The following is a 21695-nucleotide window of genomic DNA, read 5'->3' on the forward strand; positions in this document are numbered from 1 at the left end:
CGTCCATTGCTCACACGACATGGGCGATGTAAGCGGCTGCCGGAAGAGTGTCAACGTCGCGGGACCCCGCGTCCCTAGCAGGAGTCAGCCCAACATGCTCAAAATTGCGAAATTGTGCCTTGCCGGTGCGCTTGCGCTCTGCATGGCCACCCCGGTCATGGCAGACAGCGCGACGGCCACCACCTCTGGCAGCACCACCACCGCCGCCGATGCGGCCCCCTCCACCACCAATTCCAAGACCGGCGCGACCGTCACGGCGAAAACCGTCGTCGCCACGGTCAATGGCCAGAAGATCACGCTCGGCGAGATGATCGCCCTGCGCGACCAGCTGCCGCCGCAGTACAAGCAGCTCGACGATGCCGTCCTCTTCAAGGGCATCCTCGACCAGATCATCCAGCAGACCATGCTGGAGCAGTCGGTCGCCGGCAAGCTGTCCACCCGCCAGCAGCTTCAGCTCGCCAACACCAAGCGCGCCTTCGTGGCCAACCTGGTGCTGGAAGGCGTGACCGCCGACGCCACTTCGGAAAAGGCGCTTCAGGCCGCCTATGACAAGAAATTCGCGAATTTCCAGCCCGGCCTTGAATATCACGCCGCCCATATCCTCGTCCCGACCGAGAAGGAGGCCAAGGACATCAAGGCCCAGCTCGACAAGGGTGCCGATTTCGCCACGCTGGCGAAGAAGGATTCCAAGGACGGCTCCGCCCAGAACGGCGGCGACCTGGGCTGGTTCGGCGCCGGCATGATGGTGAAGCCCTTCGAGGACGCCGTGATGAAGCTGAAGCCCGGCCAGATCTCCGACCCGGTGCAGACCCAGTTCGGCTGGCACATCATCAAGCTGATCGCCACCCGCCCGGCCAAGAAGCCGACGCTGGACGACGTGCGCAACGACCTCGCCAAGCAGCTTCAGTCCGAGGCCGTGGCCGCGAAGATCAAGACGCTCACCGACGGCGCCAAGATCGAGAAGACGGATAGCGGCATCGATCCGAAACTTCTGAGCGACGAGAGCCTGATTTCCAACTAGGTTCCCCTGCGGGGGCAATTTCAGCGGAGGCGGCGATGGCCAAGAAGAGCGCCAAGGTCGAGAAGACGGACTGGAAGACGGAGGCCAAGACCCTCCGCTCCAAGCTCTCGAAGCTTCGCAAGAAGCTGAAGGACGCCCCGGTGGACGAAGGGGCGGAGGCCGCCGAGGCCCCCGCCGCCGCTTCCTCCTCGGCCCCGGCTCCGGTCGCCAAGGCCAAGACGGTCATCGTCTCCCCGCTTGCCCCCGCCGCCTTCCCGGCGCTCCCCGTCATCGCCGGCGTGCGCTTCGCCGCTGTCGAGGCCGGGGTGCGCTACAAGGGCCGGACCGACGTGATGCTGGTCCGCCTCGACCCCGGCACCGTGATCGCCGGGGCCTTCACCCGCTCTTCCACGCGCGCGGCCTGCGTGCTCGACTGCCAGGCCAAGCTCGCGATCAAGACGCCCGACGAAGCCGCCGGCGCCGCGATCATCGTGAACTCCGGCAATGCCAATGCCTTCACCGGCGCGAACGGCCAGGCAGCTGTCGACCGTGTCACCGGCGCGGTGGCAGAGGCGCTCGGCATGCCCGCCGCCCGCGTCTTCTCCTCCTCCACCGGCGTGATCGGAGAGCCGCTGCCGCATGACCGCATCACCGCCAAGATCGGCGAGCTGAGCGAGGCGCTTTCCGCGGACGGGATCGAGATGGCCGCCCGCGCCATCATGACCACCGACACCTTCCCGAAAGGCGCCTCGGCCGAGATCGAGGGCACGGACGGCAAGATCCACATCGCCGGCATCGCCAAGGGCTCGGGCATGATCGCGCCCGACATGGCGACCATGCTGGTCTACATCTTCACCGACGCGAAGATCTCCCGCGCCAATCTGCAGAAGATGCTCAGCCGCAACCTCGACGACAGCTTCAACGCCATCACCGTCGACAGCGACACCTCCACCTCCGACGCGCTGATCCTCGCCGCCACCGGCCAGTCCGGCCTGCCCGAGATCAAGCCCCGCACGCCCGAGGCCCGCGCCTTCGAGGCCGCGCTCCGCTCCGTCATGACCGACCTCGCCCAGCAGGTCGTCCGCGACGGCGAGGGCGCAACCAAGTTCGTCGAGGTCCGCGTCACCGGCGCCGCCAGCCGCGAGGACGCCCACAAGGTCGCCATGTCGATCGCCAACTCGCCGCTGGTGAAGACCGCCATCGCGGGCGAGGATCCGAATTGGGGCCGCATCGTCGCCGCCGTCGGCAAATCCGGGGCAGAGGCCGACCGCGACCGCCTGACCATCCACTTCGGCGACATCCTGGTGGCCGAGAAGGGCTGGCGCGCGCCTTCCTATAGCGAGGCCGACGGCGCCGCCGCGATGAAGCTGCCGGAGATCCGGATCGGCGTCGACCTAGGTCTCGGCCGTGGCGCGAAGACCGTCTGGACCTGCGACCTCACCCATCGCTACATCGACATCAACGCCGACTACCGGTCGTGACCCGCGGGCGGGCCGGGCAGGGCAGGGGACGCGCATGAAGGTCATCCTCGTCTCCGCCGTCGCCCTGATCGACGTCGACGGCCGCGTGCTGCTGGCACAGCGGCCCGAAGGCAAGTCGCTGGCGGGCCTCTGGGAGTTTCCCGGCGGCAAGGTCGAACCCGGGGAAAGCCCCGAGGCCGCCCTGATCCGCGAACTGTACGAGGAACTGGGCATCGAGACCTGGAAAAGCTGCCTCGCGCCGCTGACCTTCGCCAGCCACGCCTATGACGATTTCCATCTGCTGATGCCGCTCTTCGCCTGCCGCCGCTGGGAGGGTACGCCCCAGGCGCGCGAGGGCCAGGTGCTGAAATGGGTCCGCCCGGCCGAGATGCGCCAGTACCCTATGCCGCCCGCCGACCTGCCGCTGATCCCGATCCTGCGCGACTGGCTCTAGGCCCTGGCGGGCCGTCCTGACGCAGAAGGGCAACGCCGTCGAACTTTGTCGGGAATGTGGCGGAATTGATGTGCCATTCCGCGCCCGCTCCGGTAAAATTGCAATCGTTGGGGGTGTTGCGGCGGCGGGCAACAATATGTTGGGCGCCGCGCAGCCCGGGGTCCGCGCACCCGCGGCGCAAGGGTGTCGCGCCGGACCGGGCCGCTCTTCCAGCTGATACTGTCTTGGCAAGAACAAGAAAGGCCGGGGGCAATGTACCCCCGGCCTTCGCTTTTCGTCCGTTCCGGGCGGAATCAGGCGAGCTTGCGCTCGACCTCCTCGCGCTCGAAGATTTCGATGACGTCGCCGGGGCGGATGTCTTCGTAATTCTCGAAGGCCATGCCGCATTCCTGGCCGGAGTTGACCTCCTTGACCTCGTCCTTGAAGCGCTTCAGCGTCTTCAGCGTGCCCTCGTGGATCACCACGTCGTCGCGCAGAAGCCGCACGCCGGCAGACCGCCGCGCCACGCCCTCGGTAACCAGGCAGCCCGCCACCTTGCCGACGCCGGAGACCTTGAAGACCTCCTTGATCTGGGCATAGCCGATGAAGTGCTCGCGCACCTCGGCCGACAGCAGGCCCGAGGCCGCCGCCTTCACGTCGTCCACCAGGTCGTAGATCACCGAGTAGTAGCGGATCTCCACGCCCTTCTGGTTGGCGCTGGCACGGGCAGAGGCATTGGCCCGGACGTTGAAGCCCAGGATCGGCGCGCCGCTGGCTTCCGCCAGACCCACGTCGGTATCGGTGATCGCGCCGACGCCGAAATGCAGAACCCGCACCCGGACCTCGTCGTTGCCGATCTTCTCCATCGCCTGCACGATCGCTTCGGCGGACCCCTGCACGTCGGCCTTCACCAGAATCGGCAGCTCGGCCACGTTGGCATCGGCCTTGGCCTTCGCCATCAGCTGTTCCAGCGTCGTGGCAGCACCCGCCGCCGCGCGCTTGTCCTTCGCGGCGCTCTCGCGATAGTCCGCGATCTCGCGCGCCTGCGCCTCGGTCTCGACGACGTTGAGAACGTCACCGGCCTGCGGCGTGCCGTTGAGGCCGAGAACCTCGACCGGAACCGAAGGTCCGGCCTCGTCCACGCGCTCGCCACGGTCGTTCTGCAGTGCGCGCACCTTGCCCCACTGCTCGCCGACGACGAAGATGTCGCCCTTGCGCAGCGTGCCGTTCTGGACCAGCACGGTCGCCACCGGCCCACGGCCGACGTCCAGCTGCGCCTCGATCACGGCGCCAAGCGCGGCCCGCTTCGGGTTCGCCTTCAGTTCCAGGATTTCCGCCTGCAGCGCGATCGCTTCCAGCAGCTGGTCAAGGCCCTGGCCCGTGGTGGCCGAGACCTCCACGTCCTGCACGTCGCCCGACATGGCCTCCACGACCACCTCGTGCTGCAGCAGGTCGGTCCGCACCTTCTGCGGATTGGCCGACGGCTTGTCGATCTTGTTGATCGCCACGATCATCGGCACCTTGGCCGCCTTCGCGTGGTTGATCGCCTCGATCGTCTGCGGCATCACGGCGTCATCGGCGGCGACCACGAGCACGACGATATCCGTCACCTGCGCACCGCGGGCACGCATCGAGGTGAAGGCAGCGTGGCCCGGCGTGTCGAGGAAGGTCAGAACCGCCCCCGATTCGGTCGTCACCTGGTAGGCGCCGATGTGCTGGGTGATCCCGCCGGCTTCGCCGGAAACGACGTTCGCCTTGCGGATCGCATCCAGAAGCGAGGTCTTGCCGTGGTCGACGTGGCCCATGATGGTCACGACCGGCGGACGGGAGACGAGGTCTTCCGCCTTGTCCTCGACCGTGTCGATCACCTGCTCCACGTCGGCTTCGGAGACGCGGGTTGCGCGGTGGCCGAATTCCTCGATGACCAGCTCGGCGGTGTCGGCGTCGATGGTCTGGTTCATGGTGACCATCATGCCCATCTTCATGAGCGACTTGACCACGTCGGCGGCCCGTTCGGCCATCCGGTTGGCAAGCTCGGAGACGATGATCGTCTCCGGCAGCTGCACGTCGCGGACCTGCTTCTCGGCCTTGACGTTCATGCCCATGGCCTTCTGGCGGGCCCGCTCCTGCTTGCGCTTCATCGCGGCCAGCGAGCGCTGACGCCCGCCTTCGCCCGCAAGCGCCTCGTTCAGGGTCAGCTTGCCCGCGCGGCGGCCCTCGTCGCCGGCACGGCCCTTGCCGTTGCGGTTGTCGCCGCGTTCCTCGCGCTCGCGCTCGGATTTGCGCTGGACCGGGGGCCGGGCCGGGGCGCCGCCGCGCGGAGCGGCGGGCGCTTCGCCCGGGGCCGCGGCCGCAGCCGGGCTGGACTTGGCAGCCGCCTCGCGGGCGGCCTCGGCCTCGGCTTCCGCCTTGGCGCGGGCCTCTTCCTCGGCCTTGCGCTTCTGGGCTTCGGCCAGCTCGCGCTCTTCGCGCTCCTTGGCTTCCATCTCCTCGCGCTTGCGCTGGCGCTCTTCCTCGCGGGCGCGCGCCTCGGCTTCGCGCGCGGCCGTCTCGTCGGCCTCGCGCGCCTTGGCGGCCTGAACCGCCTTCAGCCGGCGTTCCATCTCCGCATCGCTGATGCCCGCGGGACGGCGCGACGGGTCGCCGACCGGCCCCGCCTTGCCTGCACCAGCACCCCCGGCCGGGCCGGGCTTCGGCACCACAACGCGCTTGCGCTTGGTCTCAACCAGGACGTTCTTCGTCCGGCCGTGGCTGAAGCTCTGCTTCACCTGACCCGACCGCGTTCCCAGCCCCAGCGTTTTCTTGCCGTCAGTATCGCTCATGCGTCTTTCGTATCCTTCCCGGCAGCGCCGCCGCCGTTCAGCCCGCGCAACCGCGCGAGCTTTGCCGCTTCCTCTACAACACGGGTTGCGAGTCCACCAGCCGCAAGCGCGCCGTGTATCGCATGTTCCCGGGCGAATGCCAAACCCATTTCCTGACGGCTCAGACAGCCGATGAGGCTGTCCGGACCCGCCGGTGGATGGAGCTTTGACTTGCCCCGTTCAGACCCGTCCGAGGCCTGGATCAGGACCGCCGCGCGGTCCTTGCCAAGCCAGTCTTTCACCTTCTCGTAGCCGACGACCGCCTCGCCCGCTTTCCGCGCGAGCGAGACCAGATCGACCACCCGGCGCGCGAGCTGGGCCTCGACATCCGCCGCCAGCCCCTCGGGCGCCGTCACGGCCTGCCTGGCCGCACGCGCGAACAGTCCCTTCTTCGCCGCCTTCTCGATCGCCGCCCGGTCGGCAGAGACCCAGATGCCCCGCCCTGGCAGCCGCCCGAGAATGTCGGGAACGACCTCGCCGGCCGGCGAGACGACGAAGCGGATCAGCCCACCCTTGGGCTGAACCTCTCCAGTCACGATGCAGCGGCGCTCAGGCTCGTCCGCCGCCTTTCCGGCGCCGCCGCGCGTCATGCTCTCAGGCCTCCTCCGCGCCCTCGGCGGCCGCACCCTCGAGCGCCTCGCCCTCCTCAGGCTCGGCATCGAGCGCTTCCAGCTCCGCCGGGTCGACCCAGCCAAGCATGACCCGAGCGGTCATGATCAGGTGCTGGGCTTCCTCCAGGCTCATCTCGAACTTTTCGAGGACGCCCTCATCCTTCTGGCGCTCGCCGTCGACTGTGGTCCAGCCGCCGGCCAGCTCCCAGTCGGCGCAGGTCGCGAAGTCCTCGAGCGTCTTCACCCCGTCCTCGGCCAGCGCTTCCACCATCTGCGGCGTCAGCCCCTCGAACTGAACCAGGCTGTCCTCCACGCCCAGCTCGCGGGCATGTTCCAGCGCCTTGCGGTTCTGCTCTTCCAGGAAGTCGCGGGCGCGGGCCTGCAGCTCCTCGGCGGTGTCCTCGTCGAAACCGTCGATCGACAGCAGCTCGTCCTGCTCGACATAGGCCACTTCCTCGAGGTTGGTGAAGCCTTCGGCGACCAGAAGCTGCGCCATCATCTCGTCGATGTTCAGCGTGTCGATGAACAGCTGCGTACGCTCGGCGAACTCGGCCTGCCGGCGCTGGCTTTCCTCGGCCTCGGTCATGATGTCGATATCGAGCCCGGTCAGCTGCGACGCCAGCCGCACGTTCTGCCCGCGCCGCCCGATGGCGAGCGACAGCTGCTCGTCCGGCACCACGACCTCGATCTTGCCGGCTTCCTCGTCGATGACGACCTTGGAAACCTCGGCCGGCTGAAGCGCGTTCACAAGGAACGTGGCCTGGTCCTGGTTCCACGGAATGATGTCGATCTTCTCGCCCTGCAGCTCGTTCACCACGGCCTGGACGCGGCTGCCGCGCATACCGACACAGGCGCCGACCGGGTCGATCGAACCGTCATAGGAGATCACGGCGATCTTGGCGCGCGAGCCCGGGTCGCGGGCGACGGCCTTGATCTCGATGATGCCATCGTAGATCTCCGGCACTTCCATCTTGAACAGCTCGGCCATGAACTGCGGATCGGTGCGGCTCAGGAAGACCTGCGGGCCCCGCGCCTCGCGGCGCACATCCTTGATGTAGCAGCGGATGCGGTCGTTCGGGCGATAGCTTTCGCGGCCGATCTTCTCGTTGCGGCGCAGCACGCCTTCGCCACGGCCGATATCGACGACGATATTGCCGTATTCCTCGCGCTTGACGATCCCGTTGATGATCGTGCCCTTGCGGTCCTTGAATTCCTCGAACTGGCGGTCGCGCTCCGCTTCGCGGACCTTCTGCAGGATCACCTGCTTGGCCGACTGCGCCGCGATCCGGCCCATCTCGACCGGCGGCACCTCGTCGATCAGCTCCTCGCCGATCTCGGCATCCGGCTTGATCCGCTTCGCCTGGTCCAGCGTCAGCTGGGCGGAGTGGTTCTCGATCTCCTCCTCCGGCGTGACGGTGCGGACGCGGGTGAAGGTGGCGCGGCCGGTCTTGCGGTCGATATGCACGCGGATGTCCAGCTCGGCCCCGTAACGCGACTTTGCCGCCCGGGCGAGGCTGTCCTCCATCGCCTGGATCACCAGGTCCGGGTCGATCATCTTCTCCCGCGCCACCGCCTCGGCGGTCTGCAGAAGTTCCAGCTGGTTGGCAGAGGTGATTGCCATCATCGTCTCCTGGGGCTCAGTGTTTCACGGGCGCGGGTGTGTCCTCGTCGCCGCCCTCATCCTCGTCGTCTTCGATCTCGTCGAACTGGCTTTCGTCGATCACGCCGGAGGCCTTCTTCTGGCGCAGCATCTCGGTGATCAGCTCGTCGGTCAGCACCAGCTTCGCGTCCGAGAGCCAGTCGAAGTCCAGGCCGATCGTCACCGGGTCCTCGTCCTTGCCGCCCTCGATCTCGATCAGCACCTCGTTGCCCTCGGTGCCCTGCAGGAACCCCTTGAAGCGGCGGCGGCCGTCGATCAGCTCGGTGGTCTCGATCCGCGCTTCCCAGCCGGACCAGATGTCGAAATCCTTCAGCCGGGTCAGCGGCCGGTCGATCCCGGGGGAGGAGACCTCGAGGACGTAGTTCTCCTCGATCGGGTCTTCAACGTCCAGCACGGCCGACACGGCGGTAGAGATCTTGGCGCAGTCCTCGACCTCGATGCCGCCCTCGGGGCGGTCGGCCATGATCTGCAGCGTGCGGGTGTTGCCGCCCATCAGGCGGATGCGCACCAGTTCATAGCCGAGCCCCTCGATGGTCGGGGTCACGATCTCGGCGAGGCGCCGGTCGATGGCAGTCTTGGCGATCAGGTCGGTCATCCGGCATCCGAAAATAAAAAGACGGGCGCGCGGCCCGTCCATCCCTCCGGTGGGCTTCAGGTTTGGACCCCGAAGCGCCGCTGTTGAAGGCGATATAGGCCAGCGCGGGTGAGTCTGCAAGCGCCTTCGCGGGGGAGTGGGCCCCTCGGCCCGAAACAGCGGTGCGAGAGCCCCGCGGGGCCAGCGCCCGTCCGCCCCGTCGCACCTTCGGTGCGCCACCATACGTTGGCACGCCTCCGGCCTGACGGGCGGGCACCGGCCCTCTTATCCGAGCAAGACGCCGTAGGGTGCGCATTCATTGCGCACCGTTCACCGCCCCCCCCGCGGATGGGCGCAGCCCCTCCTCAGCCCGCCGTCCCGTCCCTCGGGTTGTTCCGCACGATCCAGAGGTTCAGCGCCGCCGCCAGCGTCAGCCAGCCGAGATACGGCAGCACCAGCAGCCCCGCCACCCAGTCGAGCGGCCAGAAGGTCACGAACATCGCCGCCACCGCCAGCCAGAGGATCGCCATCACGACAAGGCTCATCCGCATCCGGTGCGCGCCGAAGAAGACCGGGGTCCAGAGCGTGTTGAACGCGATCTGCATCGCCCAGAAGGCCAGCGCCATGCCGCTGCCGGGCTGCGCCGCCACCCGGCTCGCCGCATAGCTGCTCAGCAGGTAGAGGACCGACCAGGCGACCGGGAACACCCAGCGCCCCGGCGTCCAGGTGGGCTTGTTCAGCGAACTGTACCAGGCGCCGGGCGGGAACAGCACGCCCGTCGCCGCCCCGGCCGCCGAGGCCGCAAGAAAGATCAGAAAAAGGTCGGGATGCATCGTGCGCTCCTGTGGTCACTGCCCGCCATACCTAGGGCATGACGGGGCAGGATTCACGCCGCCCGGCGGGGCGTTGTGCGAAGCGCCGCCCCACCGTCCCGAAATACGGTATCTTACGGTGCGAAAGCGGTAGCAAATCGGTGCTCTATCGGTGCCCCTATTTTTCCTGCTTTCCCAACCGTTTGGTCCCCGCGTCGGTTCAGACGAAGCGGTTCCAGATATTCTCCAGCCGCTCCTGCCGCCCGGATTTCGGCTGCGGGTTGATCCCGTCCTTGAGCACCCGCGCGGCGATCCCGTCGAGCGTTCCCGAGGCCAGCATCTCCTGCGCCTCAGCCCGCTCCCAGCCCGCGTAGCGCGCCTTGCGCGCGGCCTCCAGGGACCCGTCCTCCAGCGCCGCCGCGGCCGCCTTCAGGCCGCGCGCGCAGACGTCCATCGCGCCGGCATGCGCCAGGATAAGGTCTTCCGGATCAAGGCTTTGCCGGCGGATTCGCGCGTCGAAATTGGTCCCGCCCGTGGTGAAACCCCCGGCCTTGAGGATCTCGTAATAGGCCACGGCCACCTCCGGCACGTTGTTGGGGAACTGGTCGGTGTCCCACCCGGACTGGTAGTCGTTCCGGTTCATGTCGATCGACCCGAAGATGCCCAGGCTCGTGGCCATTGCGATCTCGTGCTCGAAGCTGTGCCCGGCGAGGATCGCATGGCCCTGCTCGATGTTCACACGGATCTCATTCTCCAGCCCGAACCGCTTCAGGAACCCGTAAACCGTTGAAACATCGTAATCATATTGATGCTTCGAGGGTTCCTGCGGCTTCGGCTCGATCAGGATCGTGCCCTTGAACCCGATCTTGTGCTTGTAGTCGACGACCATGTGCAGGAACCGCGCCATATGCTCCGCCTCGGCCCCGAGGTCGGTGTTCAGCAGCGTCTCGTACCCTTCGCGCCCGCCCCACAGGACGTAGTTCTCGCCCCCGAGCTTGTGGGTCGCATCGATGCAGGTCTTCACCGTCGCCGCGGCGAAGGCGAAGATGTCCGGATCGGGGTTCGTCGCCGCGCCCGCCATGTATCGGCGGTTGGTGAAGAGGTTCGCCGTGCCCCAGAGAAGCCGCGTCTTGGACCGCTCCATCTTGGCGGCGAAATAGTCGACAATCTCTTCCAGGTTGCGGGTATTCTCTGCGAAATCAGCGCCTTCCGGGCGTACGTCGGCATCGTGGAAGCAGAAGAACGGCGCGCCGAGCAGGTCGAACATCTCGAAGGCCACATCCGCCTTCTGCTTGGCGCCGGCCATGCCGCCGTCGAACCAGGGCCGCTGGAAGGTGCGCCCGCCGAACGGGTCACCGCCCTCGTAGGCGAAGGAATGCCAGTAGGCCACGGCAAAGCGGAGGTGATCCTCCATCCGCTTGCCCATCACCACCTCGTCGGGGTTGTAATGATGGAAGGCAAAATCGTTGGCGCTGTCCGGCCCCTCGTAGCGAAGTGCCGGGATTCCCTTGAAAAAGTCACTCATGGTCAGTCCTCAGGAGGTCAGGCCCGACACCGCCCGCTGGGCGGTACGGTAACGGGCATGGGCCGCGTCGAATGCCGCGGAAAGATTGGGTTCGGGCTCGATGACCCTGGCGATGGCCGGGGCGGTGGCGATCTCTGCGCCCGCACCGGTCGCGGCCATCAGGGCCAGCCGCGCCGCGCCGAAGGCGCCGCCGAAATCGCCCGAGACGGGCAGTTGCACGGGCGTGCCGAGCGCCGTCGCGATCGCCTTCAGCCAGTAGTCGGACCGCGAGCCGCCACCGACGGCCTGCAGGCTCTCGATCTTCGTGCCGGTCGCGGCCAGCGCGTCCCGGCAGTCGCGGATGGCGAAGGTCACGCCCTCCAGCACAGCCCGCGTCGCCGCCGCGCGGTCGGTCGCATGCTCGAGACCCAGGAAGGCGCCGCGGATCGCGGCATCGTTCAGGGGTGTCCGCTCACCCCCGAGATAGGGCAGGAACAGGGTCTTGCCCGGGACTTCCAGCGCTCCGAGGCCGCCGGTCAGATCCGCCGCGTCGGAGCCGACGAGACCAGCGAACCAGTTCAGTGCGTCAGTCGCGGCGAGGATCACGCCCATCTGGTGCCAGGTGTCCGGCAGGGCGTGGCAGAAGGTATGGACGGCGGTTTCCGGATCCGGCTGGTAGCCGTCGTTCGCCGCGAAGAGGACACCCGAGGTGCCGAGCGAGACGAAGGCCTCGCCCGCCCGCACCACGCCGACGCCGACGCCCGAGGCCGCATTGTCACCGCCACCACCGGCCACCACCACGTTGCGCGGCAGGCCCCAGCGGGTAGCAAGCTCCGGCCGGATCATGCCCGACACCTCGGAACCTTCGACCAGCCTCGGCATATTGTCGCGCGACAGCTCTGTCGCGGCCAGAAGCCCGTCCGACCAGTCCCGCGCGCCGGTGTCGAGCCAGCTGGTGCCCGCCGCGTCCGACATCTCGGCGACATGATCGCCGGTGAGCCAGAGCCGCAGGTAATCCTTCGGCAGCAGCACCTTGGCGATGCGGTCGAAGATCTTCGGCTCGTGCTTGCGGACCCAGACCAGCTTCGGCGCGGTGAAGCCGGGGAAGACGATGTTGCCGGTAACCTCGCGGAACACCGGATCGGCGTCCAGTTCCGCCGCCTCGGCGAAGGCGCGGGTGTCGTTCCAAAGGATGCAGGGTCTCAGCACCTCGCCGGAGGCGTCGATCAGCGTCGCCCCGTGCATCTGCCCAGACAGGCCCAGGCCGCGCACGGCCGACAGCGAATGCTGTGCGGCCAGCGCGTCGAAGACCTGTTCGGCGGCGGCGATCCAGTCCGCCGGCGACTGTTCCGACCAGCCGTCGGCTGGCCGGCTGACGGTGAGCGGGGCCGAAGCCTCCGCCACCATCTTCTGCGCGTCATCGATGAGGATGGCTTTGAGGCCCGAAGTGCCCAGATCGAGCCCGAGATACATTTTATGCGGCCTTTTCCGGATGTTTCCCTAGGATGATCATGCCCAGAAGGTCGTCTTCCGTCACGTCCTTGACGTTCACGGTTCCGACAAGTTGGCCGTTCTTCATCACGCTGGCCCGATCGCAAAGCTCCATCACCGCATGGATGTCATGGTCGATGAGGAAGATGCCGAGGCCCTGACGCTTCAGCTCGTGGATCAGGTCCGCGACCATCTGCGTCTCATGCGGGCCAAGGGCCGCGGTGGGTTCGTCCATGATCAGGATGCGCGCGTTGAAATAGACCGCGCGGGCGATCGCCACGGACTGCCTCTGCCCGCCTGAGAGGGCCGAGACCGGGTCCTTGAACTTGCGGAAGTTGGGGTTGAGACGGTGCATGATCTTGCGCGTCTCGGCCTCCATGTGGGCGTCGTCCACGAAGCCCATCGGCGTCACCAGCTCTCGCCCCAGGAAGAGGTTCGAGGAGGCGTCGAGATTGTCGGCCAGCGCCAGCGTCTGGTAGATCGTCTCGATATTGTAGGCGCGGGCGTCGCGCGGGTTGTTGATCGTGGCCTTCTGGCCGTTGATGAAGATCTCGCCCGCGTCCTGGTGGTAGGCGCCCGACAGGCACTTGATCAGGGTCGATTTGCCGGCCCCGTTGTGGCCCAGAAGACCGACCACCTCGCCGGGGTAGAGGTCGACCGAGACATGGTCGACCGCCTTGATCCCGCCGAAGGCGATGGAGATGTCGCGCATCTCCACAAGGGGCGTGCCGCGTTCGTTCATGGCCGTCATTTCAGGGCCCCCGTGCGTTTGCGATAGACGATGTCGACGAAGACGGCGAGCACAAGGACGCTGCCGACGACGATGTTCTGGAACGGCGAGTCGACCCCCACCATGGCCATGCCGGAGTTCAGCGCCTGCATGATCAGCGCGCCGAGGATGGCGCCGTAGATCGTGCCGACACCGCCGGCCAGCGCCGTGCCGCCGATGACGGCGGCGGCGATGGTGCGCAGCTCGTCCAGCGTGCCGATGTCGTTGGTGTGATAGGTCTGCCGGGCAGAGGCGACGACGGCCGAAAGCGCGGCCAGCGCCCCCATCAGCGCGAAGACCTTCACCGTAAGCAGCTTGGTGTTGATGCCCGAAAGTTCTGCCGCGTCGGGGTTGCCGCCGGTGGCGAAGACATAGCGACCGAAGCGGGTCTTCAGTGCGACCAGCGTCATCGCGATGGCCACCGCGATCAGCAGGAAGACCGAGATTGGAAGCCCGTAGACGTCGGCATAGCCTTGAGGCATCGGCTTGCCGATCGCGGCGAAGTGGCGCCGCAGCACGGCCGGCGGGATCTGGTAGGAGTTCAGGATCCAGACGAAGCCGAGAATGGCGACGACGATCACCGCGGCGATCACCACCTCTGCCCAGACCGGCTTCACCGGGAACTCGTGCCGGATCTTGGCGCGGCGGCCATGCCAGAGGGCGTAAAGCGCGCCGGCGCAGGCGAGGATGCCGAAGGCCCACGAGGCCGGCGCACCCAGCGTACCGTTGATGCCGCCGAAGAGCTGGAAGTTGTCGTCCAGCGGGCCCAGCGTCTGGCCGCTGGTGATGTACCAGGCGACGTTGCGCCAGACCAGGAGACCGCCGAGCGTGACGATGAATGAGGGCACGGCGAGATAGCCCACCAGCCAGCCGTTCAGCGCGCCAATGATCGCGCCCACGGCGAGCCCGGACACGATCGCCAGCGGCGCGATAAGCGGGCTGCCGAGCGGGATGCCGATGTCGGGCAGCAGGCGGACCTGCAGCAGGCCCATCACCGCCGAACACAGGCAGAGCAGCGAGCCGACCGACAGGTCGATGTCGCGCATCACGATCACGAAAACCATGCCGGTGGCCATGATACCGATGGAAACCGTCTGGATCGTCAGGTTGAAGATGTTGCGCGGGGTTAGGAACAGGCCGTGGGTGACAAGGTGGAAGCCCACCGTCAGCACGATGAACGCCACCACCATGCCCAGCATGCGGGTGTCGAGTTCCAGGGTTTCGATGAAGGATTTCTTGCGGGGCGCGCCCGCGACATCGGCCGATGCGGTCATGGAGATGATCCTCGGAAGAGGCCTCTGAAGGGTTGCGCCGCCCCGGACGCGGCCCGGACGCGAGGTCCGGACAGGGTCGGGGCGGCGCTTCAGGTCAGTCTTGAAGGGCAGTCCCGGCTCAGTTGCAGGGCGCCGGGCCGTTCTTCACGCCCTGGCAGAGCTCCGCCTTGGTGATCCAGCCGGCCTTCACCACCACGTCGAGGTTGTGCTTGGTGATCGCCTGCGGGGTCAGGAACTCGGCGGTCATGGCCGTCCCATCGGGCGAGTTCCACTTCGTGGCGCCCTTGATTTGGTCCATCTTGGTGCCCTTGGCGAGTTCGACGGCGATCTCGCCCGCCTTCCTGCCGAGGACGCGCGAGTCCTTCCAGACCGAGACGGTCTGCGTGCCGAGCGCAACGCGGTTCAGTGCGGCGTGGTCGCCGTCCTGACCGGAGAGCGGAACCACCATGCCTTGGGCGGCCAGCGCAGCGGCGACACCGCCGGCGGTGCCGTCGTTGGAGGCCACGACCGCGTCGACCTTGTTGTTATTCGCGGTCAGGATCTGCTCCATGTTCTTCTGGGCGTTCGCGGGCAGCCAGCCGTCGGTGTACTGCTCGCCCACCACCTTGATCTCGCCGGAGTCGATGAACGGCTCCAGGACCTGCTGCTGGCCTTCACGCAGGAAGTCCGCGTTCGGGTCGGTCGGCGAGCCCTTGATGAAGACGTAGTTGCCGTGCGGCATGGCGGCGAGCACTTCCGCCGCCTGCATCCGGCCGACTTCCATGTTGTCGAAGGTCAGGTAGAAAGCGCGCGGGTCGCTGATCAGGCGGTCATAGGCGATGACCGGGATCCCGGCGTCCGCGGCGGCCTTCATCGCCGGGGCGATGGCCTTGTTGTCCTGCGCCAGGATGATCAGGGCGTTGGCGCCCTGGGAGATCAGGCTCTCCACGTCGGTGATCTGCTTGGCCGAGGACGATTGGGCGTCGGTCGAGATGTAATCGGCGCCGGCGGACTTCAGCGCGCCCTTGATCGCGGCCTCGTCCGTCTTCCACCGCTCTTCCTGGAAGTTGGACCAGCTCACCCCGACCTTGAGCGCATTCGCGACCAGCGGAAAGGAAAGACCAACCGCCAGCACGGCGGTGGTCAGGAACGATTTACGCATGTGATCCTCCCTAATGGATGCGGCCTGCGTAGGCCTGTCCGGCAAACACGCCGGGACCAATCGAGGATGGCGGCAATAAATTTAGTTGTCAAAATAAAAATGATTCGTGATGTATTGTGATGTGCGGGCTTTGGGCGAAAACTGCTGCGCTGCAGGAATTTTTCGGCGAAACTGGCATCGCAGACCTGCCTTTTTGTTCGGAGGCCGAATAAATGACGCCGCGCGCTACCGTGGCCAGGATGGAATCGGCCGGCGCCGTGACCGGTTGCGGCCCCCTCATTCCGCCGCCCTCCGAGGTGCTGCGCCCGCTGCGCCAGCAGGTGTTCGAGCGCGTCCGCGCCGCCGGGCTGATCGCCCGGGTGCAGCTTGCCAAGGACCTGGGCGTCAGCCCGGCTTCGGTGACCACCGCCACCTCGGAGCTGATCGAGGCCGGGCTGATCAAAGAGGTCCGCGCCCCGCGCGACCCCGAGACCGGCCGCGGCCGCCCCGCCGTGGCGCTGGGCGTGCGGGCGGAGGCGCATTACGCCGCCGGCATGAAGCTCTCGGACCGCGAACATACCGCGGTGGTCGTCGATTTCTCGGGCCGTCTGATCGCAAGCGACTCGGTGCCCCGCGTGCCGGGCGCGATGAACATGTCGGCGCTGCTCGATGCGGGCGAGCTTCTGCTCGACAAGGTCTGCGCCAAGGCCGGCCTCGCACGGCGGGAGCTGAGCGCAGTGGGTATCGGCGTGCCGGGCTTCGTCAGTCGCGCGGCGGGGTTGGTACTGTGGTCGCCGGTCCTGGCCGAGCTGCCCGCCCCCTTCGCCGCCGCCGCCACCGCCCGCTTCGGCCTGCCCGTCCATATCGACAACGACGCCAACCTCGTCGCCATGGCAGAGCTGTGGTTCGGCGTCGGCCGCAAGCTGCCCGATTTCGCGGTGCTTACCATCGAGCATGGCGTCGGAATGGGGCTGGTGCTCAACCACCGGCTCTATCGCGGGGCGCAGGGGCTCGGGATGGAGCTTGGCCACACGAAAGTGCAACTCGACGGGGCACTCTGCCGCTGCGGCCAGCGCGGCTGTCTGGAGGCCTATGTCGCCGACTACGCGCTGGTGCGCGAGGCCACGACCGCGCTGAACTGGACCCATCGCGAGAGTCAGCCGGTCGGCGTGCTGCTCGAAAGCCTCTACGACCATGCCAAGGCCGGCAATGCCGCCGCGCGGTCGATCTTCCGGCGGGCGGGGAGGTACCTGGCGGTCGGCCTCGCCAATGTCGTCAATCTCTTCGATCCGGAACTCATCATCCTCTCGGGCGAGCGGATGCGCTATGACTACCTCTACGCCGCGGACACCCTGGCCGAGATGGAGGCCCTGATGCTGAATACCGGGCGCCCTGCGCCGAAGATCGAGATCCACGCCTGGGGCGACATGCTCTGGGCCCATGGCGCGGCGGCGCTGGCGCTGTCGGAAGTGACCGAGGCGCAGCTGACGACGGCGCGCGAGGTCGCGGCGCAATGAAGGGTCTTGTGCTCTGGTTCCTCTCCGCCCTTGCCGCCGCCGCGCTGCCGGGGCCGTCCGATCCGCATTTCACCAGCCACGCGCAGGCGCTGCCGGCGGTACAGGTCTATTCCGGCGGGTGGGAGCACTTCGTCGGCGGTGGTGTAGCGGTCATGGACTGCAATCACGACGGCTATCCCGACATGTATGTGGCCGGCGGCTCCGGCCCTTCGCGGCTTTTCGTGAACACCACCGCGCACCCCGGCGCGCCGATCAGCTTCAAGCTGGGCCAGATCCCCGCGATCAGCGAGACGACCGGCGCCTATCCGATCGACATCAACGGCGACGGCTGGGTCGATCTTTTCGTGATGCGGGTCGGCGGCAACGAGATACTGAAGGGCGGGCCGGATTGCACGTTCACCGACGTCACCAAGGCCTGGGGCCTCGATCCCGGGGACAAGTGGACCACTTCCTTCTCCGCCACCTGGGACAAGGGGCAAAGCTGGCCCACCATCGCGGTGGGCAACTACGTCGACCGCAAGAACCCGAACGGGCCCTTCTTCGCCTGCGACGTGAATTACCTGATCCGGCCCGAGGGGCGGAAGTTCGGGGCCAAGATCCCGCTGAAGCCGGGGTTCTGCGCCCTTTCCATGCTGATCTCCGACTGGCGGCACAATGGCGAGCGGACGCTCAGGATCGCCAATGACCGGCAGTATTACGTCAAGGGCGGGTACGAGCAGATGTGGCACCTCTCCTCGCCCCCCCGCGAATTCACTGAGGCAGAGGGCTGGCCGCATGTCTCGCTCTGGGGCATGGGGATCGCGAGCGCGGACCTGAAGGGAACCGGCTATCCCGACATCATGACAACCTCGATGGGGGACCAGCTGCTTCAGATCAACTCCGGCGGGGCGCTCTCGCCCGCGCCGTATTCGATCGGCACCTATGCGCAGCGGCCCTACAAGGGGGATGACGGGCGCCCCTCCACCGGCTGGCACGCGGAGTTCGCGGACGTGAACAACGATGGGCGTGCCGATCTCTTCATCGCCAAGGGTAACGTCGACCAGATGATGTCGAACGCCTCGAAAGACCCGAACAACCTGCTGATCCAGCAGCCGGACGGGCAGTTCGTGGAAAAGGCCGATGTGGCCGGGGTCGGCACCACCGCGCGGTCGCGCGGGGCGGCGCTTGTGGATCTGAACGGGGACGGGCTGCTGGACCTCGTCGTGGTCAACCGCCGCGCGCCGATGGAGCTTTGGCAGAACGACACGCCCACCGCCAACCACTGGCTGGAGGTTCAGCCGCGGATGGACAAGGGCGGCAACGCCTATGCCGTCGGTGCCTGGGTCCAGGTGCGCACCAAGGCCGGGATGCAGGACCAGGAGATCGATGTCGGCGGCGGCCATGCCTCGGGCCACATGACGCCGATCCATTTCGGCCTCGGATCGGCCGATGCCGCGGAGGTGCGCGTGGTCTGGCCGGATGGCGCGACCTCGGACTGGGCGAAGGTCGCCGTGGATCGCAAGCTCTCGCTCCGCGCAGCGGGGAGGAGGCTGGTTGTAGGCCCGCTCTACTGAGGCGCCGGAAAGGGGGCAGGGTGAGTGAGCGGATCCCCACACCTCTGCGTGCGCTTCTTGAAGCGGCCTAGTCCCCCGGCAGGGGCGGCGCGCGGTCGTGGGCGTCGTGGCTGAGAAGTCGGACCTCGCGCTGCGGGAAGGGAAAGGAAATGTCGTTGGCCTTGAACGCATCCCAGAGCGCCAGGTAAACGGCGCCGCGGATATTCGTCAGCCCCTCTGTCGGGTCCGAAATCCAGAACCGCAGGATGTAATCGACCGAACTGTCGCCGAACCCGACGACGTGGCAGACCGGCGCGCGGGTCCTCAGTACCCGTTTCACCGTCGCGCAGGCCTCCACCGCGATCTGGCGCACCTTGTGGGGATCGTCGGCGTAGGCAGTGCCGAAGAACACGTCGAGCCGCACGAAGTCATTCGAATGCGACCAGTTCACCACCTGGCCGGTGATCAGGTCCTCGTTCGGGATCAGGTATTCCTTGCCATCCCGCGTGACGACCGAAACGTAGCGCGCTCCAAGCGCGTTGATCCAGCCGAAGGTCTCGCCCAGCGAGATCACGTCGCCGGGCTTCACCGACTTGTCCAGAAGGATGATCACGCCCGAGACGAGATTCGAGACCACCTTCTGAAGGCCGAAGCCCAGACCGACGCCGATCGCGCCGGAGAAGACCGCGATGCCGGTCAGGTCGAACCCTACCGCCTTCAGCCCGATGAAGAAGGCCGAGCCGTAAAGCACGATCTGCAGGAACTTCACGGCCAGCACGCGCATCGAGGGCGAGATATCCTCGTTCTCGCCGATCCTCTTTGTGGCGGTCTGCGACAGAAGCCGCGCCCCGGTGAACAGGATCCCCGTGACGACCAGCGCCTTCAGAACCGCCAGCGCGGACAGGCGGAAGCCGCCGAGGGTGATTGCGAACTCGTCCAGAAAATTCGCCGTCGGTTCGATCAGCCCCAGGAAATGCAGCGTGACATAGGCCCAGGCCCCCCAGGTCACCAGCCGTCTTAGGAAGCGGTTGCGGATCGCCCGCCCCGCAAGGCCGACGACGAACCAGGCCGTCGCCAGCGTCGCCGCGATCGTGACCACGTAGCGACGCGAGGGGAACGGGCTGATCTGCGTCAGCACTGCCACGGCGGTCCAGGAGAGCACAACGAAACTGAGTATGGCGAGGCGCTTATGCAGCAGGATGAGGGTACGAAGCTGCCATTTCGGCCGCCCTTCCAGCCCCTTCATCCAGGCGTAGAAGACCGGGCCGCCAAACCGTTTCGTGAGCTGCGCCGCCGCCACCAGCACGATCAGCAGCAGCACCTGATCCAGCCGCGCCGGAAGCAGAAGCCGCTGCAGCACCAGAAGGACCTGTGCGAACAGGCCCTGCGCGCTTTGGGCGATCGGTTGCAACTGGTTCATGCCGGTCCCGTTTGGGTCATTCTGCACGGAACCGGCCCGTCGCGCCAGCAGCCTTGCCTGACAGGGGCGCTGGCGTTATCTACGGCGCATGACGCGCTATTTCGACATCGGCGACCGCGCCCGCCTTCCTTGGCGCTTCTACGGGGCAGCTCGCTCCGTACTCGCTCGACTCTGAGCCGCCGGCGCCCCTCTGCGCGCCCGCACCCGATGTCGTAACCTTCAAGCGAAAGAATGAGCCATGTCCGCTCCACGCACACTCTATGACAAGATCTGGGACGATCATGTCGTCCAGCAGGACCCCGACGGAACCTGCCTGCTCTATATCGACCGGCACCTGGTGCACGAGGTCACCAGCCCGCAGGCCTTCGAAGGCCTTCGGATGACCGGCCGCACCGTCCGCGCCCCGGAAAAGACCATCGCCGTGCCCGACCATAATGTCCCGACCACGCCGGGCCGCGAGGGGCATATCGAGAACGAGGAAAGCCGCATCCAGGTCGAGGCGCTCGACAAGAACGCCAAGGACTTCGGGGTGGTCTACTACCCGGTCTCGGACATCCGACAGGGCATCGTCCACATCATCGGGCCGGAGCAGGGCTGGACCCTGCCGGGCATGACCGTGGTCTGTGGTGACAGCCACACCGCGACCCACGGCGCCTTCGGCGCGCTGGCGCACGGGATCGGCACCTCGGAGGTCGAGCATGTGCTCGCCACCCAGACGCTGATTCAGAAGAAATCAAAGAACATGAAGGTGGAGATCACCGGGTCGCTCCGCCCCGGGGTCACCGCGAAGGACATCACGCTCTCGGTCATCGGCGCGACCGGCACCGCGGGCGGCACCGGCCATGTCATCGAATATTGCGGCCAGGCGATCCGCGAGCTTTCCATGGAAGGCCGCATGACGGTCTGCAACATGGCGATCGAGGGCGGCGCCCGCGCGGGCCTCATCGCGCCGGACGAGAAGACCTTCGAATACGTCAAGGGCCGGCCCCACGCACCGAAGGGCGCCAAGTGGGAAGCGGCGATGGCCTACTGGCAGACGCTCTTCTCCGACGAGGGCGCGCATTTCGACAAGGTCATAACGCTGAAGGGCGAGGATATCGCCCCGGTCGTCACCTGGGGCACATCGCCCGAGGACGTGCTGCCGATCACCGGCGAGGTTCCGGCGCCGGAGAGCTTCCACGGCGGAAAGGTCGAGGCGGCGAAGCGCTCGCTCGACTACATGGGCCTGAAGCCGGGCACGAAGCTGACGGATATCAAGATCGACACCGTCTTCATCGGCTCCTGCACCAATGGCCGGATCGAGGACCTGCGCGCCGCTGCCGCCGTCCTGAAGGGAAAGAAGATCGCCCCCGGCATGCGAGCGATGGTGGTGCCGGGCTCCGGCCTTGTGCGCGAGCAGGCTGAACAGGAAGGGCTGGCCCAGATCTTTATCGACGCGGGCTTCGAATGGCGCCTCGCGGGCTGCTCCATGTGCCTCGCGATGAACCCCGACCAGCTCTCGCCCGGCGAGCGCTGTGCGGCAACCTCGAACCGGAACTTCGAGGGCCGCCAGGGCCGCGGGGGCCGGACGCATCTGATGAGCCCGGCGATGGCGGCGGCTGCCGCCGTGACGGGGCATCTGACCGATGTGCGCGAGCTGATGGGCGAGGAGGCCTGA

17 protein-coding genes are annotated in these 21695 nt (G+C 67.1%); 6 read left to right on the top strand and 11 right to left on the bottom strand.

The window, feature by feature from the left end:
* Window positions 1–94: 94 nt before the first annotated feature.
* Genes EIP85_RS06930 through EIP85_RS06940 form a run of 3 tightly spaced genes read left to right on the top strand, consistent with a single transcriptional unit; the run spans window position 95 to window position 2914 of the window.
* Window positions 95–1021 (top strand): peptidylprolyl isomerase, encoded by a 927-nt coding sequence (locus EIP85_RS06930; protein WP_241559910.1) that lies wholly within the window; start codon window positions 95–97, stop codon window positions 1019–1021.
* A 35-nt stretch (window positions 1022–1056) separates the two neighbouring features.
* Entirely contained in the window at window positions 1057–2481 is a 1425-nt protein-coding gene (gene argJ, locus EIP85_RS06935; protein WP_127901433.1) for a bifunctional glutamate N-acetyltransferase/amino-acid acetyltransferase ArgJ, read from the top strand.
* Window positions 2482–2515: 34 nt separating this feature from the next.
* Window positions 2516–2914, top strand: a complete 399-nt coding sequence (locus EIP85_RS06940; protein WP_127901434.1) for a (deoxy)nucleoside triphosphate pyrophosphohydrolase — start codon at window positions 2516–2518, stop codon at window positions 2912–2914.
* 293 nt (window positions 2915–3207) lie between these two features.
* Here EIP85_RS06940 and infB read toward each other — a convergent pair whose 3' ends face one another.
* The 10 genes from infB to xylF form a co-directional block, all read right to left on the bottom strand.
* Window positions 3208–5715, bottom strand: a complete 2508-nt coding sequence (gene infB / locus EIP85_RS06945; protein ID WP_127901435.1) for a translation initiation factor IF-2 — start codon at window positions 5713–5715, stop codon at window positions 3208–3210.
* Window positions 5712–6344 (bottom strand): RNA-binding protein, encoded by a 633-nt coding sequence (locus EIP85_RS06950; RefSeq protein WP_127901436.1) that lies wholly within the window; start codon window positions 6342–6344, stop codon window positions 5712–5714. Before EIP85_RS06950 ends, infB begins: the two co-directional genes overlap by 4 nt.
* A gap of 4 nt (window positions 6345–6348) precedes the next feature.
* Window positions 6349–7986, bottom strand: a complete 1638-nt coding sequence (gene nusA, locus EIP85_RS06955) for a transcription termination factor NusA (protein WP_127901437.1) — start codon at window positions 7984–7986, stop codon at window positions 6349–6351.
* Between the two features lie 16 nt (window positions 7987–8002).
* Entirely contained in the window at window positions 8003–8620 is a 618-nt protein-coding gene (gene rimP / locus EIP85_RS06960) for a ribosome maturation factor RimP (protein WP_127901438.1), read from the bottom strand.
* A 344-nt stretch (window positions 8621–8964) separates the two neighbouring features.
* Window positions 8965–9432, bottom strand: coding sequence for a tryptophan-rich sensory protein TspO (gene tspO, locus EIP85_RS06965; RefSeq protein ID WP_127901439.1), 468 nt, complete (start codon window positions 9430–9432; stop codon window positions 8965–8967).
* A 199-nt stretch (window positions 9433–9631) separates the two neighbouring features.
* Window positions 9632–10936, bottom strand: coding sequence for a xylose isomerase (xylA, locus tag EIP85_RS06970; protein WP_127901440.1), 1305 nt, complete (start codon window positions 10934–10936; stop codon window positions 9632–9634).
* A 9-nt stretch (window positions 10937–10945) separates the two neighbouring features.
* Window positions 10946–12388: a xylulokinase gene (gene xylB / locus EIP85_RS06975; protein WP_127901441.1), complete on the bottom strand. Its 1443-nt coding sequence runs from the start codon at window positions 12386–12388 to the stop codon at window positions 10946–10948.
* Window position 12389: 1 nt separating this feature from the next.
* The gene (locus EIP85_RS06980) at window positions 12390–13148 is read right to left on the bottom strand and encodes an ATP-binding cassette domain-containing protein (protein ID WP_127901470.1); all 759 of its coding nucleotides are present in this window, start codon (window positions 13146–13148) and stop codon (window positions 12390–12392) included.
* Between the two features lie 5 nt (window positions 13149–13153).
* On the bottom strand, window positions 13154–14449 hold the full coding sequence (locus EIP85_RS06985) for a sugar ABC transporter permease (RefSeq protein ID WP_127901442.1): 1296 nt from the start codon (window positions 14447–14449) through the stop codon (window positions 13154–13156).
* A 118-nt stretch (window positions 14450–14567) separates the two neighbouring features.
* Window positions 14568–15590 carry a D-xylose ABC transporter substrate-binding protein gene (xylF, locus tag EIP85_RS06990; RefSeq protein WP_127901443.1) on the bottom strand — a complete coding sequence of 341 codons (1023 nt, stop codon included), beginning with the start codon at window positions 15588–15590 and terminating at the stop codon, window positions 14568–14570.
* Window positions 15591–15802: 212 nt separating this feature from the next.
* On the opposite strand from xylF, the gene EIP85_RS06995 reads away from it, so the two are divergent.
* Together EIP85_RS06995 and EIP85_RS07000 are read left to right on the top strand one after the other, a co-directional pair.
* Window positions 15803–17086: an ROK family transcriptional regulator gene (locus tag EIP85_RS06995; RefSeq protein WP_241559912.1), complete on the top strand. Its 1284-nt coding sequence runs from the start codon at window positions 15803–15805 to the stop codon at window positions 17084–17086.
* Window positions 17083–18639, top strand: coding sequence for a CRTAC1 family protein (locus EIP85_RS07000; protein ID WP_127901444.1), 1557 nt, complete (start codon window positions 17083–17085; stop codon window positions 18637–18639). The genes EIP85_RS06995 and EIP85_RS07000 overlap by 4 nt, the downstream gene beginning before the upstream one ends.
* A gap of 67 nt (window positions 18640–18706) precedes the next feature.
* Here EIP85_RS07000 and EIP85_RS07005 read toward each other — a convergent pair whose 3' ends face one another.
* Window positions 18707–20038: a mechanosensitive ion channel family protein gene (locus EIP85_RS07005; protein WP_127901445.1), complete on the bottom strand. Its 1332-nt coding sequence runs from the start codon at window positions 20036–20038 to the stop codon at window positions 18707–18709.
* A gap of 238 nt (window positions 20039–20276) precedes the next feature.
* Between EIP85_RS07005 and leuC the strand changes: the two genes are divergently transcribed.
* Window positions 20277–21695, top strand: a complete 1419-nt coding sequence (leuC, locus tag EIP85_RS07015) for a 3-isopropylmalate dehydratase large subunit (RefSeq protein WP_127901446.1) — start codon at window positions 20277–20279, stop codon at window positions 21693–21695.

The sequence above is a fragment of the Solirhodobacter olei genome (assembly GCF_004010155.1).
GTDB classification, from domain to species: Bacteria; Pseudomonadota; Alphaproteobacteria; order Rhodobacterales; family Rhodobacteraceae; genus Solirhodobacter; species Solirhodobacter olei.